This is a genomic window from Rudaea cellulosilytica DSM 22992 (assembly GCF_000378125.1).
Lineage (GTDB): Bacteria > Pseudomonadota > Gammaproteobacteria > Xanthomonadales > Rhodanobacteraceae > Rudaea > Rudaea cellulosilytica.
Window position 1 is genome coordinate 89028 of the sequence record NZ_KB899242.1, and the last position, 19374, is coordinate 108401.

The 19374-nt window shown below is 63.8% G+C and carries 15 protein-coding genes and 6 tRNA genes; 8 read left to right on the plus strand and 13 right to left on the minus strand.

Translation table 11 applies throughout. The features are described 5' to 3' along the window. Positions 1 to 11: 11 nt before the first annotated feature. From F455_RS0110225 to F455_RS0110265, 9 genes are all read right to left on the minus strand, one after another. Positions 12 to 503 carry a regulatory protein RecX gene (locus F455_RS0110225; RefSeq protein WP_018973194.1) on the minus strand — a complete coding sequence of 164 codons (492 nt, stop codon included), beginning with the start codon at positions 501 to 503 and terminating at the stop codon, positions 12 to 14. Between the two features lie 28 nt (positions 504 to 531). Then, positions 532 to 1806, minus strand: coding sequence for an ATP-dependent Clp protease ATP-binding subunit ClpX (clpX, locus tag F455_RS0110230; protein WP_018973195.1), 1275 nt, complete (start codon positions 1804 to 1806; stop codon positions 532 to 534). Positions 1807 to 1956: 150 nt separating this feature from the next. Beyond that, entirely contained in the window at positions 1957 to 2592 is a 636-nt protein-coding gene (clpP, locus tag F455_RS0110235) for an ATP-dependent Clp endopeptidase proteolytic subunit ClpP (protein ID WP_018973196.1), read from the minus strand. 48 nt (positions 2593 to 2640) lie between these two features. Continuing rightward, a complete protein-coding gene (tig, locus tag F455_RS0110240; RefSeq protein ID WP_018973197.1) occupies positions 2641 to 3945 on the minus strand; it encodes a trigger factor in 1305 nt (434 codons plus the stop codon). Positions 3946 to 4057: 112 nt separating this feature from the next. Next, positions 4058 to 4142, minus strand: a tRNA-Leu gene (locus tag F455_RS0110245). A 139-nt stretch (positions 4143 to 4281) separates the two neighbouring features. Further along, positions 4282 to 4357 (minus strand) — tRNA-Lys (locus F455_RS0110250). 14 nt (positions 4358 to 4371) lie between these two features. After that, positions 4372 to 4448 (minus strand) — tRNA-His (locus F455_RS0110255). 65 nt (positions 4449 to 4513) lie between these two features. Further along, a tRNA-Arg gene (locus F455_RS0110260) sits at positions 4514 to 4590 on the minus strand. An 86-nt stretch (positions 4591 to 4676) separates the two neighbouring features. Then, a tRNA-Pro gene (locus F455_RS0110265) sits at positions 4677 to 4753 on the minus strand. A gap of 162 nt (positions 4754 to 4915) precedes the next feature. Between F455_RS0110265 and F455_RS0110270 the strand changes: the two genes are divergently transcribed. Both F455_RS0110270 and aceB read left to right on the plus strand, forming a co-directional pair. Further along, positions 4916 to 5602, plus strand: a complete 687-nt coding sequence (locus F455_RS0110270) for an SDR family oxidoreductase (RefSeq protein ID WP_018973198.1) — start codon at positions 4916 to 4918, stop codon at positions 5600 to 5602. 100 nt (positions 5603 to 5702) lie between these two features. Beyond that, positions 5703 to 7304, plus strand: a complete 1602-nt coding sequence (gene aceB, locus F455_RS0110275) for a malate synthase A (protein ID WP_018973199.1) — start codon at positions 5703 to 5705, stop codon at positions 7302 to 7304. 32 nt (positions 7305 to 7336) lie between these two features. Here the strand turns inward: aceB and F455_RS0110280 are convergent, their stop codons facing one another. Both F455_RS0110280 and F455_RS0110285 read right to left on the minus strand, forming a co-directional pair. Then, positions 7337 to 8158 carry an NYN domain-containing protein gene (locus F455_RS0110280; RefSeq protein WP_018973200.1) on the minus strand — a complete coding sequence of 274 codons (822 nt, stop codon included), beginning with the start codon at positions 8156 to 8158 and terminating at the stop codon, positions 7337 to 7339. Positions 8159 to 8306: 148 nt separating this feature from the next. After that, positions 8307 to 8383 (minus strand) — tRNA-Arg (locus F455_RS0110285). A 133-nt stretch (positions 8384 to 8516) separates the two neighbouring features. On the opposite strand from F455_RS0110285, the gene acnD reads away from it, so the two are divergent. The 5 genes from acnD to F455_RS0110310 all read left to right on the plus strand — a co-directional run bounded on the left by acnD (position 8517) and on the right by F455_RS0110310 (position 15083). After that, entirely contained in the window at positions 8517 to 11132 is a 2616-nt protein-coding gene (gene acnD, locus F455_RS0110290) for a Fe/S-dependent 2-methylisocitrate dehydratase AcnD (RefSeq protein ID WP_020684074.1), read from the plus strand. Positions 11133 to 11135: 3 nt separating this feature from the next. Next, entirely contained in the window at positions 11136 to 12332 is a 1197-nt protein-coding gene (prpF, locus tag F455_RS0110295) for a 2-methylaconitate cis-trans isomerase PrpF (RefSeq protein ID WP_018973202.1), read from the plus strand. 47 nt (positions 12333 to 12379) lie between these two features. Continuing rightward, on the plus strand, positions 12380 to 13876 hold the full coding sequence (gene sbcB / locus F455_RS0110300) for an exodeoxyribonuclease I (RefSeq protein ID WP_018973203.1): 1497 nt from the start codon (positions 12380 to 12382) through the stop codon (positions 13874 to 13876). Between the two features lie 64 nt (positions 13877 to 13940). After that, positions 13941 to 14630: a DUF2461 domain-containing protein gene (locus F455_RS0110305; RefSeq protein WP_018973204.1), complete on the plus strand. Its 690-nt coding sequence runs from the start codon at positions 13941 to 13943 to the stop codon at positions 14628 to 14630. Continuing rightward, positions 14631 to 15083, plus strand: a complete 453-nt coding sequence (locus F455_RS0110310; protein ID WP_018973205.1) for a DUF2127 domain-containing protein — start codon at positions 14631 to 14633, stop codon at positions 15081 to 15083. Positions 15084 to 15086: 3 nt separating this feature from the next. Here the strand turns inward: F455_RS0110310 and epmA are convergent, their stop codons facing one another. After that, on the minus strand, positions 15087 to 16055 hold the full coding sequence (gene epmA, locus F455_RS0110315; protein WP_018973206.1) for an EF-P lysine aminoacylase EpmA: 969 nt from the start codon (positions 16053 to 16055) through the stop codon (positions 15087 to 15089). After that, positions 16039 to 18408: an NAD-dependent DNA ligase LigA gene (gene ligA, locus F455_RS0110320; RefSeq protein ID WP_026293265.1), complete on the minus strand. Its 2370-nt coding sequence runs from the start codon at positions 18406 to 18408 to the stop codon at positions 16039 to 16041. The genes epmA and ligA overlap by 17 nt, the downstream gene beginning before the upstream one ends. A gap of 75 nt (positions 18409 to 18483) precedes the next feature. On the opposite strand from ligA, the gene F455_RS0110325 reads away from it, so the two are divergent. Continuing rightward, positions 18484 to 19326 carry a hypothetical protein gene (locus F455_RS0110325; protein ID WP_018973208.1) on the plus strand — a complete coding sequence of 281 codons (843 nt, stop codon included), beginning with the start codon at positions 18484 to 18486 and terminating at the stop codon, positions 19324 to 19326. Positions 19327 to 19374: the final 48 nt, after the last annotated feature.

Genomic DNA, 19374 nt, shown 5'->3' on the forward strand with positions numbered 1-19374 from the left:
CAGCGAACCCCTCATTCCGAGTCGTCTGCCGTGTCGTCGAACCCTTCCGCGCGGGTGATCATTGTAACAGTTGCAGTGTCGTAGCCGCGACGCAAGAGGAAGGCCGCGCGCTTGTTGCGCTCGGCGAAATCGACCGGTTTGCCGGCGCCGTAGCGACGGCGCAACTGGCGACGGACGAGCTCGGGCCAGTCCGGGTCGGCGGCCTCGATCAGTTCGCGCGCCCTGCCCTCTGCGATGCCGTGCTGACGCAGTTCGGCGATGATCCAGCGTGCGCCGTAGCCGCCTTCGAGGCGCGAACGGACGAGCATTTCGCCGAAGCGGTCGTCGCTCTGGAAGTCCTTAGATTGCAGCTGGCGAAGAGCTTGGTCGGTCTCGCCAGCGTCGAGCCCGCGCAGTTCGAGCTTGGACTTCAATTCGCGCGCGGAGTGCTCGCGCCGCGCAAGCAGGGAGATCGCCTTTTCGTAGGCGCCAACCTGCTGGTCGTTTCGGGGCCGACGCCCCATGCGAGCGCTCTCTCTGCCTGCGGCGTCGTTACTCCGCCGCCGCGCGCGACTGGATGCCGCGGTAGATCAGGTACGGCTCGGCGTTGCCGTTGATCACGGCCTCGTCGACGACGACCTTGCTGACATGCTCGAGCGAAGGCAGTTCGTACATCGTCTCAAGCAGCACCGACTCGATGATCGTGCGCAGGCCGCGTGCGCCGGTTTTGCGCTTGAGCGCCTTGCGCGCGACCGCGAGCAGCGCGTCGGGGCGGAATTCGAGTTCGGTACCCTCGATCTCGAACATGCGCTTGAACTGCTTGACGATGGCGTTCTTCGGCTCGGTGAGAATCTTCACCAGCGCGGCCTCATCGAGCTCTTCCAGCGTCGCCACCACGGGCAAACGGCCGACGAATTCCGGGATCAAGCCGAACTTGACCAGATCCTCGGGCTCGACATCGGCGAGCACCTTGCCGACGTTCGTATGCCTGGACTTGCTGCGGATTTCCGCGCCGAACCCGATGCCGGTCGACTCCGAGCGCTGCTGAATCACCTTCTCGAGGCCCGCGAACGCGCCGCCGCAGATGAACAGGATGTTCTTGGTGTCGACCTGGAGGAATTCCTGCTGCGGATGCTTGCGCCCGCCCTGCGGCGGCACCGAGGCGATCGTGCCTTCGATCAGCTTAAGCAGCGCCTGCTGCACGCCCTCGCCCGACACGTCGCGCGTGATCGACGGGTTCTCGCTCTTGCGCGAAATCTTGTCGATCTCGTCGATGTAGACGATGCCGGTCTGCGCCTTCTCGACGTCGTAATCGCACTTCTGCAGCAGTTTCTGGATGATGTTCTCGACATCCTCGCCGACGTAGCCGGCTTCGGTCAGCGTCGTCGCGTCGGCAATCGTGAACGGCACGTTGAGCAGGCGCGCCAGCGTCTCCGCGAGCAGCGTCTTGCCCGAGCCGGTCGGACCGATCAGCAGGATGTTCGACTTGGCCAGCTCGACCTCGTCGTTGGCCTTGCGCGATTCCATGCGCTTGTAGTGGTTGTACACGGCGACGGCGAGCGTTTTCTTCGCGCGCGTCTGCCCGATCACGTACTGTTCGAGGACGTCGAGGATTTCCTTCGGCTTGGGCAGGTGGTTGCGCGCGCCGGTGGCCTTTTCCTCGAGTTCCTCGCGGATGATGTCGTTGCACAGCTCGACGCATTCGTCGCAGATGAACACGCTCGGGCCCGCAATCAGCTTGCGGACTTCGTGCTGACTCTTGCCGCAGAACGAGCAGTACAGAATCTTGTTGTTGTCGCCAGAGCGGCTCTGTCGATCGTCACTCATGCCGGGCCCCGGTTCCTTTACAAAGAAATGTCAGTCGAAAGAATAGCATAGGCTGGCCGGATTGCTAGGCAATCCAGCGGATTTGGATTTGCATTGGCGGGAGCGGCGAATCGCGCTCCCGCACCAGTTTTCGTCAACGGCGACGGGCGCTTAGGCGGTCTTGATTGACTCGACCGGACGCGATTCGAGTACCGAATCGATGAGGCCGTAGCTCTTGGCGTCTTCGGCGCTCATGAAGCGGTCACGCTCCATGTCGCGCTCGATCTGCTCGAGCGTCTGGCCCGTGTGCTTGACGTAGATATTGTTCAAACGGTTGCGCAGATACAGGATCTCGCGCGCCTGGATCTCGATGTCGGTCGCCTGGCCCTGCGCGCCGCCCGAGGGCTGGTGGATCATGATGCGCGAGTTCGGCAGCGCCAGACGCTTGCCCTTGGCGCCGGCCATCAGCAGCAGCGAGGCCGCGCTGCAGGCCTGGCCAACGCACATCGTGCTGACGTCGCAACGGATGTACTGCATCGTGTCGTAGATCGCGAGACCCGCGGTGACCACGCCGCCGGGGCTGTTGATGTAGAGGTTGATGTCCTTCTCGGGGTTTTCCGACTCGAGGAACAGCAACTGCGCGACGATGACGTTGGCCATGTAGTCGTCGATCGGGCCGACGCAGAACACCACGCGCTCCTTGAGCAGGCGCGAGTAGATGTCGTAAGCGCGCTCGCCGCGCGAGGTCTGTTCGACCACCATCGGCACGAGATTGAGGCTGCGGGTGGGTTCGTGACTGGCGGTCATGCAATTCTCCGAAAACTGTTCTGCATCAAACGATTTTTCTGCAGTGGATCAGGTCGGACGCATCGCCTCGCCGAAGCTCAGCGTCTGCTCGGTCACCTTGGCGTGATCGGCGATCCAGTCGGCGACCTGATCTTCCATCACGCGGCTCTGCAGTCCGCTCATGAGTTGGGGGTCGCGCTGGTAAAGTTCAACCACGCGCTCCGGTTCCTCGTAAGTCGACGCGAACGAAGCCAGAGTTTCGGCCACGCGGCGGTTGTCCAGGCGGATATTGTTCGCACGCGCGATTTCGCCAACCAGCACGCCGGCGGCAACACGGCGGCGCGCGATTTCCGCGTAGGCTTCCGGGCCCGGGGCGACCTGGCCTTGCTGGCGGGCCTGCTCCTGCGCCTGCTGGGCGAGCGTCTGTGCCTCGCGGTCGATCATGCCCTGGGGCAGATCGATCTGCGGATACGCATCGACAAGCTTGCCGACGACTTCGTTCTTCAAACGCGCCGAAAGCATGCCTTTGAGTTCGCGCTCGAGGTTGGCGCGCACGTCGCTGCGGAATTTTTCGATGCCGCCGTCGCTGATGCCGAAGGCGCGAATGAAGGTGTCGTCGACCTCGGGCAGCTTCGATTCCTGCAGGCGAATCAGCTTGGCCTCGACCTGGGCGCGGCGGCTGGCCAGCGCGGGTTCGCGAAAGTCGGCTGGAAAATCGACTTCGACGTTCACCGTGTCGCCGGTGGCGTGGCCGATCAGCGCGTCTTCGATGCCGGTCGTCATCGCACCCGAGCCGATGATCGTGCCGACACGGTCGGTTCCCTCGGCCGGATGGCGGAAGCTGCCGCTCGCGTCCGCACCCTGTGCCGAGTACTCGAACAGGGCCATGTCGCCTGCTTGCGCGGTACGCTCGACCGGCGCCCAGTCGCGGCGTTGCGCGCGCAGGGTCTCGATCATGGCGTCGACATCGGCATCGCTCACGTTGGCGCTGGACTTGGTGATTTCGAGCTGACTGACGTCGATCGTGCCGACCTCAGGCAGTACTTCGAACTTGGCCGTGTATTCGATCTGGCCGTCGGTGGGCACGCCGGTGGTGTCGATCTCGGGCGACATCGCCGGGCGCAGGTTCTCCTTGCCTACCGCTTCGTTGAAGCTGTTGCGGATCAGCTCGGAAATCGCCTCGCCGCGGACCTGCGAGCCGAAACGCTGTTCGATCACCTTGGGCGGAATCTTGCCGGGGCGAAAGCCCTTGAGGCGCACGCTGCGCGCGACTTCGGCAAGGCGTGCCTTGACCTGCGATTCGTATTGATCGGCGGGAACGCGGACGGTGAGTTTGCGTTCGAGTTTGCCCAGGTTTTCGACGGAGACTTGCATGGCTGGCACCTGAAATTCTTGAATTGGAAATTATATCGCGTGCACGCTGGATGCAGGCGAGACAGCATAAAGATAAATCGCTTGATCGCTTGCACGATCAAAACTGTATATGTGGTGCGAACGGAGAGACTCGAACTCTCACGGGTTGCCCCGCTGGAACCTAAATCCAGTGCGTCTACCAGTTCCGCCACGTTCGCCCGGCTTCTATCCATAGTCGCGCGAAGCACGAAGGCCGTTTGTTCGGTCTTCGTCAGCGTGTTCGGAGGTTTGGCGGTGAAGCCGAAGCGCGCGTCGCGGACGGCGCATATGATCGCCGATTCGCATCGAAGGGGAAAGTGGTGGGCCGTCTAGGACTCGAACCTAGGACCAAGAGATTAAGAGTCTCCTGCTCTACCAACTGAGCTAACGGCCCACTTGAGGTGAAACTGGGGTGGATGATGGGACTCGAACCCACGACATCCGGAATCACAATCCGGTACTCTAACCAGCTGAGCTACACCCACCACCGAGCCGGCAATTGTAGCGCAAGTCACCGGTCGAAATACAAGAGTCCCCATCAATCTTGCGATGGCGCGCCCGGAGGGAATCGAACCCCCAACCCCGGACTTAGAAGGTCCGTGCTCTATCCGGTTGAGCTACGGGCGCATCCGGATAGTGTAACGCACGATCCCTGGGGGCTCTCGGAATCCAGACGTCGGAATCGAGAGCGAGGATAAATCTACCAGTGTCAGTGGTCGGGGCAGAGGGATTCGAACTCTCGACATCCAGCTCCCAAAGCTGGCGCTCTACCAGGCTGAGCTATGCCCCGATATACCGCACGCCGATCAGGCCGCACGGGGGCGTGCATGGTAAGAGTCCGCATCGATCCAGTCAAACGCCGCCCTGTTTGCCATCCGATGCGGCATTGGTCCGCATGGCACTCGCCGATGCCGTGAGCTAGCATCGACGCCCCTCGATACGGAGACGGACCATGAATCTTCAGGGCAAACGGATCGCAGTCACCGGAGCGGCGGGCAGCCTCGGTAGCGTGATCGTGCGCGCGGCGCTCGACGCCGGTGCCACGGTGGCCGCAATCGACCACGCCACCGTCGCCGCCGGTACGGGCAACCTGCACGAGTTCGGCGGGGTCGATCTCTCCTCGGCTGCGGCGGTCGACAAGACCTTTAGCGCAATCGGCGAGAAGCTGGGCGGCCTTGATGCGCTCATCAACGTCGCCGGCACATTTCGCTGGGAGAAGCTCGAAGGCGGCAACCTGGCGACGTGGGATCTGCTGTTCAATGTCAACCTGCGCACCGCGGTTGCCTCCTGCATGGCCGCCCTGCCCCTGCTTGTGCGCAGCCCTTCCGCACGCATCGTCAACATCGGCGCGGCGGGCGCGGTGAAAGCAGGCACCGGCATGGGCGCCTACGCTGCCTCGAAAGCCGGCGTATTCAAGCTGACCGAGGCGCTGGCCGAAGAGCTCAAGGATCGCGGCGTCACCGTCAACGCGATCCTGCCGACCACTATCGACACGCCGGCCAACCGCAAGGACATGCCCGACGCCGATTTTTCGCGCTGGGTGAAGCCCGCGCAGATTGCCGACGTCATCCTGTTCCTGCTTTCGGACCAGGCTCAGGCCGTCACCGGCGCGCTGATCCCGGTCGCGAGCCGGACCTGATCGGCACAAAGGACGATGCCGCCCAAGCATCGTCGCGGCTAGAGTAAAGCATCGACTTTTCCGCCGTATTTTTCCCTTTCCCCTCGCCCCCAGGACTTTCATGGCCTCGCCTACCCTCCCCAGCGGCGTTGCGATCAACGCGCCATTGCATCCACGCTTCGACGAGATCCTCACCCACGATGCGCTCGCGTTTGCGGCCAAACTGCACCGTGCCTTCGAGCCGCGCCGCCAGGAACTACTCAAGACGCGAATCGCGCGCCAGGCGCGCATCGACGCCGGCGAGATGCCGGATTTCCTGCCGGAGACGAAACACATCCGCGAAGGCGACTGGAAAATCGCGCCGCTACCGAAGGCGCTCGAATGCCGCCGCGTCGAGATCACCGGTCCGGTCGAGCGCAAGATGATCATCAACGCGTTCAACTCGGGCGCGGATTCATACATGACCGATTTCGAGGATTCGAACAGCCCGAACTGGTTCAACCAGATCCAGGGCCAAGTGAACCTGTACGACGCGATCCGCGGCACGATCAGCTACACCAACGAGGCCGGCAAGGTCTACAAGCTCAACGACAAGATCGCGACGTTGCAGGTCCGCCCGCGCGGCTGGCATCTCGACGAGAAGCACGTGACCGTCGACGGCCAGCGCATCTCCGGCGGCATCTTCGACTTCGCCCTCGTGTTCTTTCACAACGCCAAGGAGCAGATCGCGCGCGGTTTCGGCCCGTTCTACTACCTGCCGAAAATGGAGAGTCACCTCGAAGCACGGCTGTGGAACGACATCTTCGTCATGGCGCAGAAGGAACTCGGTATCGCGCAGGGCTCGATCAAGGCGACCGTGCTGCTCGAAACGATTCTTGCCACGTTCGAGATGGAAGAGATCCTGTACGAGCTGCGCGAGCATTCGGCCGGCCTCAACGCCGGCCGCTGGGACTACATCTTCAGCGCGATCAAGAAATTCAAGAACAAGCCGGGTTTCTGCCTTGCCAATCGTGTGGCGATCAACATGGAAGTGCCGTTCATGCGCGCTTACGCGCTCGCCCTCGTGCAGGCCTGCCACAAGCGCGGCGCGCCTGCGATCGGCGGCATGGCGGCACTGATCCCGATCAAGGGCGACGCTGCGGCAAACGAAAAGGCGCTGGCCGGCGTGCGCCACGACAAAAAGCGCGACGCCAGCGATGGCTTCGACGGCGGCTGGATTGCGCATCCGGGTCTCGTCGATATCGCCATGCAAGAATTCGTCGCCGTGCTCGGCGACAGGCCGAACCAGTGGAGCAAGCAGCGCGACGAGAAATTTGTCGCCGCCGATTTCCTCAACTTCGTGCCCGAGGCGCCGATCACCGAGACCGGCCTGCGCAACAACATCAATGTCGGCATCCATTATCTCGGCAGCTGGCTCGCTGGCAACGGCTGCGTGCCGATCCACAATCTCATGGAAGACGCCGCGACCGCGGAGATTTCGCGCTCGCAGGTCTGGCAATGGGTGGTCAGTGACAAGGGCGTGCTCGACGACGGGCGCAAGGTCGACGCCGCGCTCGTGCGTGCGCTGATTCCCGAGGAACTGGCCAAGGTCAAGGCCACCGTCACGGCACAAAGCGAAAAGGTCGACACCTACGAGCAAGCCGCCAAGATCTTCGAAGAGATGGCGCTGTCGAAGAATTTCCCCGAGTTCCTGACCCTGCCCTTGTACGAAGCGATGGCTTGATGTTCGAGTCCGCGCAACGCGCGAAAGCATGATCAAGGCTTGTCGTCGGCCGTGCCTATCACGCGGTAGTTGCCGGACTTCTCCTCTCGTTCGAGCTGGAGAAGTCCGCGCTTCCTGCCCTCTTCGAGCAATGCACCGAACGATTTGAAGCCGTAGTAGCTTTCGCTGAAGCCCGGCTTGCGCCGCTTCACCGCCTGCTTGACCATCGAGCCCCAGATCGTTTCATCCTCGCCGCGTTCTTCGATCAGCGCTTCGACGGTTTCGAGGACGAGATCGAGCGCTTCCTGCTTCTTTGCCGCCTCGCGATCCTGCGCAGCTGCCGGCGCCGCAGCCTTCGAGACCTTTTCTTCGGCTTTCTTCTTCGGCGCCTGGCGCTTTTTCTGTACGCGTACCAGATCGTCGTAGTAGATGAACTCGTCGCAATTCGCGATCAGCAGTTCCGAGGTCGAATTCTTCACGCCGACGCCGATCACGAGCTTGTTGTTCTCGCGCAGCTTGCTGACCAGCGGCGAGAAGTCCGAATCGCCGCTGAGGATGACGAACGTATCCACGTGCGCCTTCGTGTAGCACAGGTCGAGCGCATCGACGACCATGCGGATGTCGGCCGAGTTCTTGCCTGACTGACTGACGTGCGGCACCTCGATCAACTCGAACGAGGCGTAGTGCATTGCCGGGCGGAATTCCTTGTAGCGCTCCCAGTCGCAATAGGCCTTCTTCACCACGATGCTGCCCTTCAGCAGCAGGCGCTCGAGCACCTTGGTGATGTCGAATTGTGCGTATTTGGCCTCGCGTACGCCGAGCGCGAGGTTCTCGAAATCGCAGAACAGGGCGAGGTTGCGCGTTTCGGTCTGCATGGCGTGGTCCGGGTGGGCCGGGCTTGGGCACGGCGGAAGCCGACACTGTGCACGTCCCGCAGGTCGCCTTCAAGCCGGCTTCCGTTCTGCAGACGCGCGCAAACGAAGAAGGCCGATGCGTTTGGCATCGGCCTTCTTGATCTGAATATGGCGCGCCCGGAGAGATTCGAACTCCCGACCACCAAGTTCGTAGCCTGGTGCTCTATCCAGCTGAGCTACGGGCGCTCAGTGAGCCGCGCATTATCCCGGCAAGGACGCCGTCCGTCAATACGCGGATAATGCTCTTTTTACACGAAAGCGATGAGCGAGAATGACTGTCTTCGCCGCTCGTGTCCGCGCCCAATTGGAGCAGTTCGCCATGAACACGACCTATCGCAAGCCACTTCCTGGCACCCGCCTCGACTGGTTCGACGCGCGTGCCGCCGTCGACGCGATCCAGCCCGGCGCGTGGGAGACGCTGCCGTACACCGCGCGTGTGCATGCCGAGAATATCGTGCGTCGCGCCGATCCCGCACGTATCGACGCGTATCTCGGCCAACTGATCGAGCGCAAACGCGATATCGATTTCCCGTGGTTCCCGGCGCGCGTGGTCTGCCATGACATCCTCGGCCAGACCGCGCTGGTCGATCTGGCCGGCCTGCGTGACGCGATCGCGGATCAGGGCGGCGATCCAGCGGCGGTGAATCCCGTCGTGCCGGTGCAATTGATCGTCGACCACTCGCTCGCGGTCGAATGCGGCGGTTACGACCCGAACGCGTTCGCGAAGAACCGCGCGATCGAGGATCGTCGTAACGAGGACCGCTTCCACTTCATCGACTGGACGAAGAAGGCGTTTCGCAACGTCGACGTGATCCCGCCCGGCAACGGCATCATGCACCAGATCAACCTGGAGAAGATGTCGCCGGTGATCTACGTGCAGGACGGCGTGGCATTCCCTGACACCTGCGTCGGCACCGACAGCCACACGCCGCATGTCGACGCACTCGGCGTGATCGCGGTCGGCGTCGGCGGCCTCGAGGCCGAGAACGTCATGCTCGGCCGCGCCTCGTGGATGCGTCTGCCCGACATCGTCGGCGTCGAGTTGAGCGGCAAGCCCCAGCCCGGCATCACCGCGACCGACATCGTGCTCGCGCTGACCGAATTTCTGCGTCAGTCCAAAGTCGTCGGCGCCTACCTCGAATTCCGCGGCGAAGGCGCGGCGGCGCTGACCGTTGGCGACCGCGCGACGATCTCGAACATGGCGCCCGAATACGGCGCGACCGCAGCGATGTTCTTCATTGACGGCAACACGCTCGATTATCTGAGATTGACCGGACGCAGCGACGAGCAGGTCGCGCTGGTCGAGACCTATGCGAAGACCGCGGGACTCTGGGCCGATGCGCTGAAGACCGCGCAGTACGAACGCACGCTGCATTTCGATCTGTCCAGCGTCGTGCGCAACATGGCCGGCCCATCGAATCCGCATCGCCGGCTGCCGGTCAGCGAATTGGCGGCGCGCGATATTGCCGACAAAGCCAAGCTTGAAGCGGGCAAGAGCGACGAAGCCAAGGGACTGATGCCCGATGGCGCGGTCATCATCGCCGCGATCACCAGTTGCACGAATACTTCGAACCCGCGCAATGTGATTGCCGCGGGTCTCATCGCACGCAACGCAAATGCCAAGGGCCTCGTGCGCAAGTCGTGGGTAAAGACTTCGCTCGCGCCCGGATCGAAGGCGGTGCAGCTCTATCTCGAAGAAGCGGGCCTGTTGCCGGAGCTCGAGAAGCTCGGCTTCGGCATCGTCGCGTTCGCCTGCACGACCTGCAACGGCATGAGCGGCGCACTCGACCCGAAGATCCAGCAGGAAATTATCGACCGGGATCTCTATGCAACCGCGGTGCTCAGCGGCAACCGCAACTTCGACGGCCGCATCCATCCGTATGCGAAGCAGGCCTTCCTCGCCTCGCCGCCGCTCGTGATCGCCTACGCGATCGCCGGCACTATTCGCTTCGATATCGAAAAGGACGTGCTCGGAATCGATGCGCAAGGCAACGAGGTGCGGCTCAAGGATATCTGGCCGAGCGATGCCGAGATCGACGCGATCGTCAAATCGAGCGTCAAGCCCGAGCAGTTCCGCAAGGTCTACGAGCCGATGTTCAAGCTTGCCGTCGACAGCGGCGAGCGTGCCGCGCCGCTGTATGCCTGGCGCCCGCAGAGCACCTACATCCGCCGCCCGCCGTACTGGGAAGGCGCGCTGGCCGGCGAGCGCACGTTGCGTGGCCTGCGCCCGCTCGCGGTGTTGCCCGACAACATCACGACCGATCATCTGTCGCCGTCGAATGCGATTCTGCGCAGCAGCGCGGCCGGCGAATACCTCGCCAAGATGGGCCTGCCCGAAGAAGACTTCAATTCATACGCAACGCATCGCGGGGATCACCTGACCGCGCAGCGCGCGACGTTCGCCAATCCGCAGCTCGTCAACGAGATGGCCATCGTCGACGGCACAGTCAAGAAAGGCTCGCTCGCCCGCCTCGAACCCGACGGCAAGGTCATGCGCATGTGGGAAGCGATCGAAACCTACATGCAGCGCAAGCAGCCGCTGATCATCATTGCCGGTGCCGACTACGGCCAGGGCAGTTCGCGCGACTGGGCGGCGAAAGGCGTGCGCCTCGCCGGCGTCGAGGCGATCGTCGCCGAAGGCTTCGAGCGCATCCACCGCACCAACCTGATCGGCATGGGCGTGCTGCCGCTGGAATTCAAGCCGGGCGATACACGCAAGACCTACGCCATCGACGGCAGCGAAACCTTCGATGTGACGGGCAAACCCGCACCGCGCGCGGCACTGACCTTGGTGATCCATCGCAGCAACGGCGAGCGTGTCGAGGTGCCTGTCACCTGCCGCCTTGATTCGGACGAAGAAGTCTCGATCTACGAAGCGGGCGGCGTGTTGCAGCGCTTTGCCCAGGATTTCCTCGAATCGTCGAAGGCGGCCTGAGCCATGGCACGTGCAGCGCAGATCAAAATCCCGGCCACCTACATGCGCGGCGGTACATCGAAAGGCGTGTTCTTCCGCCTGCAGGATCTGCCCGAGACCGCGCGAAAACCCGGCGCCGCCCGCGATGCACTGCTACAACGTGTGATCGGTTCGCCCGATCCTTACGGCAAGCAGACTGACGGCATGGGTGGCGCGACTTCGAGCACCAGCAAGGTGGTGATCATCTCGAAGTCGTCTATGCCAGGCCACGACATCGATTACCTCTATGGCCAGGTGCCGCTCGACGCCGACTTCATCGACTGGAGCGGCAACTGCGGCAACCTGTCCTCGGCGGTCGGTCCGTTCGCCATCGCGAATGGTTTCATCGATCCCGCGCGCGTACCGCACAATGGCCTCTGCACGCTGCGGATCTGGCAGGCCAACATCGGCAAGACCATCGTCGCGCACGTGCCGATCACGGACGGCGAAGTGCAGGAGACCGGCGATTTCGAACTGGATGGCGTGACCTTTCCCGCCGCCGAAATCGCGCTGGAATTCCTCGACCCCGCCGATGGCGGCGAGGACGGCGGCCGAATGTTTCCGACCGGCAATCTGGTCGATGACCTCGACGTGCCCGGCGTCGGCACCTTCAAGGCGACGCTGATCAACGCCGGCGTGCCGGTGGTGTTCGTCGACGCTGCCGCTCTGGGTTTGAACGGCACCGAACTGCAACCAGCGATCAACGAAAACCAGGTGCTGCTGGAAAAGCTGGAGGCGATCCGCGCCGCCGGCGCGGTGCGCATGGGCCTGATCGGCGATGTCGCCGACGCAGCACGGCGCCCGCTGACGCCGAAGGTCGCGTTCGTGGCACCCCCGAAGGATTACATCGCCTCCAGCGGCAAGCCGGTGCATGCCGCCGACATCGCATTGCTGGCGCGCGCGATCTCGATGGGCAAGCTGCACCACGCAATGATGGGCACGGCCTCTGTCGCCATCGCCACTGCCGCGGCAGTGCCCGGCACGCTGGTCAACGCCGCAGCCGGCGGCGGCACCCGCGACCTGGTGCGTTTTGGCCATCCGTCCGGCACATTGCGTGTCGGCGCCAAGGTGAAGCAACTCAATGGCCAGTGGGTCGCAACCAAGGCGGTAATGTCGCGCTCGGCGCGCGTACTGATGGAAGGCGCCGTGCGCGTACCCGGCGACGTGCTCGCGCGCAGCTGAGTGCGCGTGCGCGACGCCACTGCGATGCGTTCCGGTAAGCTTGGCCGATGAACCAGGCAAGCTTCTTCTGGCACGACTACGAAACCTCGGGCACCGACCCGCGCCGCGACCGCGCGGTGCAATTCGCCGGCCAGCGCACGACGCTTGAGCTCGAGCCGATCGGCGATCCCGTCTCGATTTACTGCAAGCCCGCCGCCGACGTGTTGCCACGGCCGGCGGCCTGCCTTGTCACCGGCATTTCGCCGCAGCAGGCCGAGCGCGAAGGCATCATCGAAGCCGAGTTCACCGCACGCATCCAGGAAGAACTCGCCCTGCCGGGCACCTGCGGCGTCGGCTACAACTCGCTGCGCTTCGACGACGAATTCACGCGCAACCTGCTCTATCGCAATTTTTATGACCCGTACGAGCGCGAGTGGAAGGACAAGAACTCGCGCTGGGACCTGATCGATCTCGTCCGCATGTGCTACGCGCTGCGACCGCAGGGCATCGAATGGCCGATGCGTAAAATTGAGAAGTGCGCGCAAGGAAGCGTGCTTTTTGACTCTCGCGATCAGGACGATCGCATAAGCAATATCCCGAGTTTCAAGCTGGAACAGCTGACCGCTGCCAATCATCTCGGTCACGAGCACGCCCACGATGCGCTGTCCGACGTGCAGGCGACGATCGCCCTCGCCCGCCTGCTGCGCGCGCGCCAGCCGCGCCTGTGGCAGTTCTATTTCGAACTGCGCAAAAAGCAGCGCGCGTTCGAACTGCTCGACTACGCGCATCGCACGCCGGTGCTGCATGTGTCTTCGCGCTATCCAGCCGAACGCGGTTGCCTGGCGATGATCGTGCCGCTCGCCGCGCACCCGACGCAGGGCAACGGCGTGATCGTCTACGACCTCGACGCCGACCCGGCGCCGCTGCTCGAACTCGACGCCGAAGAAATCGCCGATCGTGTGTTCACGCCGCGCGCCGACCTGCCCGAGGATGTCGAGCGCATCCCGCTCAAGACCGTGCACGCGAACAAGTCGCCCGCGCTGGCGCCGCTGTCGGCCTTGAATGGGGTCGACGCCGCGCGCATCGGCCTCGATGTCGAGCGTTGCAAGGCGCATCTCGCGCGATTGCAGCAATCAGATGATCTGGCAGAGAAGCTGCGCGAGGTGTTTTCGACTTCACGCGAGGAACGCGGAGCGGTCGATGCCGATCTGGCGATCTATTCAGGTTTCCCGTCCGATGCGGACAAGCGCCTGTTCCGCGAGATACGCAGCTCGCCGCCCGAACAACTCGGCACGCGCCAGTTTTCTTTCGTCGATCCACGCTACACCGAACTGCTGTTCCGCTATCGCGCGCGCAACTGGCCGCAGACACTGAGCACCGACGAGGCCGAGCGCTGGAACGAGTTCCGTCGCATGCGCCTGATCGTACAGACCGACGCCAGCGCACTGACTTTGCCCGATTATTTTGCGGAGATCGCGCAACTGCGCGCCGCACCGACGACGAGGCCGGAGCAACACGCCCTGCTCGACCAACTGGAAGTATGGGGAAACGAAATCCCGCTGTAGGACTGGGCCTTGAATCGCGCCTCTACGCTACACTTCGGACAGCGAATCTCCAGCGCAAACGATCATGGCAGCGACGACCTATTTCACTCCGGCCAGCCTCAAGCTGATGCGCGAATTCGCGCGCAACAACAACCGCGAATGGTTCACTGCGAACAAGCCGCGCTGGGAGGCGGTCGTGCGCGATCCGTTCCTGCACCTGATCGGCGATCTCGCCGCGCCGCTGGCGAAGATCAGCAAACACTATCGCGCCGATCCGCGCCCGCACGGCGGTTCGATGTTCCGCATCTATCGCGATACGCGTTTCGCCAACGACAAGACGCCGTACAAGACCTGGCTTGGCGCGCGCCTGTTCCACGAACGCTCCAAGCAGGTGCCGGCGCCCTCGTTCTACGTGCATGTGCAGCCCGGCGACAGCTTTGTCGGCGGCGGCCTCTGGCATCCGGAGCCGCCTACGCTCAATCGCGTGCGCGAATTCCTCGTCGACAATCCGGCGGCGTGGAAGAAGGCTGTGCACAACGCACGCTTCCGCGCCGCGTTTACGATCGGCGGCGACTCGCTCACGCGTCCGCCGCGCGGCTACGATCCGCAGCACGAGCTGATTGAGGACATCAAGCGCAAGGACTTCGCCGCATGGCGCGGAATCGACGACAAGATCGTATGCTCAGCGGAACTGCGCGATGCCGTCGTCGATGGCTTCAAGGGCGTCGCACCGATGCTTGATTACCTCTGCGCTGCGCTCGATCTGGAGTTCTAGATGGCGGCCGACAGTGCAGCCGCGCTACGCGCGATCGCCGTATACAAGTTCGCGAAGGGAATCGGGTTGTTGCTGCTCGCCGCAGTCGCCTTCCGTCTTGTACATACGCCGTCGTTGGAGCACTTTGCCAGTTGGGTGGAGCAATTACCGCTTCGCAGCGGCCACGGCATCGTGCTGCGCTGGCTCGACGCGCTGCTTGGCCTGACGCCACGCAAGTTCGAGTTGATCGGCATCGGCGCGAGCATCTACGCCACGCTATTCCTCGTCGAAGGCTGGGGGTTGTGGCGGCGCAAGCGCTGGGCCGAATACCTGACCGTGTTCGCCACTGCCTCGCTGATCCCGTTCGAGGCATGGGAGATCTACCACCACTTCACCTGGCTCAAGGTCCTCGCGCTCGCGCTCAATATCGCGATCGTGATTTATCTCTGGCGCATCGTGCACCGCGGCGGCTGACGGTCAGGCGTCGGCGAACGCGAACGCCAGCACGTCGCGGATATCGTCGGTACCGAGCATGGCCATGAGCAGGCGCTCGACACCGAGGGCGACGCCGGCGCAATCGGGCATGCCCTGCTCCAACGCCGCGAGCAGTCTCGCATCGATCGGCACCTCGATGAGCCCGCGCTGGCGCCGCCGCGCGTTGTCGCGCTCGAAGCGCGCGCGCTGTTCGGCGGCGTCGGTCAACTCGTGGTAACCGTTGGCAAGCTCCTGGGCGCCGACGTACAACTCGAAGCGTTCGGCGACCGGCGAATCATCCGCGCGGATCTTGGCTAGTGCGCACTGCGTCGCCGGATAATCGCTGATCACGGTGATGCGGTCCGCCGGAAACGTCGGTTGGATGCGATGCGTGAGCAGCAGATCGAGCCAGTCGTCGCGCCACAGCCCGTGCGCATCGATTTGCACGTCGCCGAGCGCCGCCTGCAATTCCGCGTCGCTCGCGGCAAACGGATCCAGATTCAGGGCCGTACGGAACAGTTCGCGATAAGTATATTTCTGTACGTCGGCCGATTTGCCGACGAGCGCAAGCGCTGCACGCACGAGTTCGACGGTTTCGTCGATCAGGCGCCGGTGATCCCAGCCGACGCGATACCATTCGAGCATCGTGAACTCGGGATTGTGGCGCCGCCCCGCCTCGCCATTACGGAAGACGCGGCCGAGTTCGTAGCAATCGCCGATGCCGGCCGCAAGCAGGCGCTTCTGCGGAAACTCCGACGACGTGCGCAACCAGCGCAATGGCGCGCCCGCATCGACGTGGCCGCTGAACCGCGTCGTGAAACTTTCGATGTTCGGATCGGTGTTGCCCGCCGCCGACAGGATCGGCGTTTCGATCTCGAGCACGTCACGCTCGGCGAAAAAACTGCGCACGCGCGCGTACAGGCGCGCACGCAGGCGCAACCCAGCGTGAAGCGAATCAACCGGCATGCGCATGCAGGAATTTCACCAGCCGCGCCTCGTCCCAGACCTCGACGCCGAGTTCGGTCGCCTTGTCGAGTTTCGAGCCGGCTTCCGCGCCGGCGACGACGAAGCTGGTCTTCTTCGACACGCTGCCGGCAACCTTGGCGCCGAGCGCTTCGAGCTTGTCTTTCGCCTCGTCGCGCGTCAGCGAATTGAGCGAGCCGGTCAGCACCACCGTCTTGCCGTCGAGCGGGCCCGCGGCGCCTTTCGCGCTTTCTGCGCGTTCGAGCAAGAGGTGCATCGCGTGCGCGCTGCGCTTGAACAGCTCGCGCGTCTGCGCCTGCTCGAGCGCGCTCGCGAGCGCGGCGGCGACATCGAGCGGCACGCCGCTCGCGGACAGCTTTGCCGGCGGCGCGTGCAGGATCGCCTCGAGCGAATCGAACGCCTGCGCGAGCTGCTCGCTGCGCTTTTCAGTGATGCCCGGCAGCTCCATGTCGGCGAGCACATTCGCAGTCGTCAGCGCCGCGCGCACCTTCGCAATCGGCGCATGCGCGTCGGTGATGACAATGCCGTGTTCGAGCAAATCGTCGATCACGCGCTGGTTTCCATCCTGCTCGAAAAACGCGTCGATCGCGCGCGCGACTTCGCCGCCGATATCGGGCACGAGCTTCAGGATCGGCCACGGCAGATGGCGGATCAGCGCGATATCGCCGAACCACGTCGCGAGCGCCTTCGCCGTGCTCTCGCCGACATGGTTGATGCCGAGCGAATAGAGGAATCGCGCCAGCGTCGTGCGCCGGCTCTGCGCGATCGCCTCGATCAGGTTTTCCGCCCACTTGGTCGCAACCTTGCCGGCCTTGACCGTCTCCGGCGTCGTACCGTCACGCTCGTCCGCGCGACGCTTCATCTCGAGCAGATCGTGGAGTTTCAATTTGTACAGATCCGCCGGCGACTTGACGTAGCCGAAGTCGGTCAGCCCCTCGATGAAGCGCTCGCCGAGGCCGTCGATGTCCATTGCGCGGCGTGCGGCGAAATGGAACAGCGCCTGCTGCACCTGCGCGGCGCAAGCGAGGCCGCCGGTGCAGCGCGCGACGACTTCGCCCTCCTCGCGCACGATCGCCGAGCCGCAGATCGGGCAATGCGCCGGCATCTTCCAGCGATGCGTGTGCGCCGGCCGGCGTTCGACGACGACGCGCGCGACCTCGGGGATCACGTCCCCGGCGCGGCGCACGATCACCGTATCGCCGATGCGCACGTCGAGGCGTGCGACCTGGTCGGCGTTGTGCAGCGTCGCGTTGGTCACGGTGACGCCGCCGACGAAGACCGGTTTCAGACGCGCAGTCGGCGTCGCTGCGCCGGTGCGACCGATGTTGATCTCGATCGCCTCGATCGTCGTCGTCTGCTCCTGCGCGGGATACTTGTGCGCGATCGCCCAGCGCGGCGTGCGGCCGACAAAACCGAGTTCGCGCTGCGTGGCGAGGTCGTCGATCTTGTAGACGACGCCGTCGATGTCGAACGGCAGCGCGTCGCGCTGTTCGCCGACGCGGTGGAAATACGTAAGACAACCTTGGGCGCCATCCGCCGTGTCGACGAGCGTGCTGACCGGGAATCCCCAAGCATGCAGTTTCTTCAGCATCGCCGAATGCGTCGTAGGCAGCTCGCCGCCTTCGACCACGCCGACGGCATAGGCGTAAAACGCGAGGGGCCGCTTCGCGGTGATGCGCGGATCGAGTTGGCGCAGCGAACCCGCTGCGGCGTTGCGCGGATTGATCAGCGGCTTGATCTTGCCGTTCGATTCGCGCGCCGTCTCGTTGTACTTCTCGAAGCCGGCGCGCGGCATGTAGACCTCACCGCGCACTTCGATTACGGTCGGCCAGCCCTTGCCATGCAGTTTCAACGGAATCTGCTTGATCGTGCGCAGGTTCGCGGTCACGTCCTCGCCGGTCTCGCCATCGCCACGCGTCGCGCCGCGCACGAATTTGCCGTCTTCGTAGCGCAGGCTGATGGCGAGGCCGTCGAACTTCGGCTCGACTGAGAACTTGAGCGAAGCATCGGCATTCAAATCGAGGCGTGTGCGGATGCGGCGCACGAATTCACCGATTTCCTCATCGCTGAACGCGTTCGCGAGCGATAGCATCGGCACTTCGTGACGCACCTCGGCGAACGCGCTCGACGGCGCGGCGCCTACGCGCTGGGTCGGCGAATCGGACGTGACGAGTTCGGGATGCGCCGCCTCGAGCGCTTCGAGCTCGCGCATCAGCGCGTCGTACTCGGCGTCGGGAATCGTCGGCGCGTCGAGCACGTGGTAGCGGTGGCTGGCTTCGTCGAGGCGCTCGCGCAACTCCGCGGCACGTCGGCTGGCATTGTTTGAAACGGCTGGGCTCATTGCGCAAGTTTACCAACGTCTTGCATGTTGCACCGCGCTTGCCGGAAGCTTGTCCATCCAAATGGGGAGACCACGATGGCGAAATCGAACTGGAAGGCGTTTCCGTATCCCGACAAGGCCTACGACTATGCCGGCGACAAGCTGGCCAAGGCCTGGAACAAGCTGCACGCGGGCGACCAGGAACCGTTTCCGGACGAGAAACATGTCGTCAAGCTGCTCAAGGCCAATCCCAAGCTCGGCAAGGATGCGACAAAGATCGCCGATGCGCTGCAGGACGCCTGGCGCGCCTTCCATCGCGGCGATTTCCACGAGGCCTACGAGGCCGGCGTCGCGCTGAAGGCGCTCGGCGCCTCGGTCGCGGTCAAGGCCGGCGGCATCCACGCGACCTATCTCGTCGACAGCGACAAGGAAAAGACCCTCCGCTTCGACGCGCTGGCCAAGCTCGCCGACGAAGCGATCGCCGCGCTACCCGATGAAGCCAACTCGCACTACCGGCGCGCCTTCGCGCTCGGCCGCTACAGCCAGACGATCTCGATCACCCAGGCGCTGGCCCAGGGCATCGGCGGCAAGGTCAAGGAATCGCTGGACAAGGCGCTCAAGCTTGCGCCCAAGCATGCCGAAGCGCATACGGCGCTCGGTGTCTACCACGCCGAGATCGTCGGCAAGGTCGGCGGCATGCTCGCCAAGCTGACCTACGGCGCCAGCGCCGCCGAAGCGGAGAAGCAGCTCAAGGAAGCACTCAAGCTGACCGCGGATTCGCCGATCGCCTGGGTCGAATATGGCAACGCCCTGCTCCTGCTGTACGGCGACAAGCGCGAAGACGATGTTGCCGAAGCGTACGCGAAAGCAGCAAAGCTCAAGCCGAAAGACGCGATGGAAGCGCTCGACGCTGCTTGGGCGAAAGAGCAGATCGAATAGTGCCCGCAGAGTTGTAGTCGCTCAGTGAGCGCGGCGACTTTCCCTTGC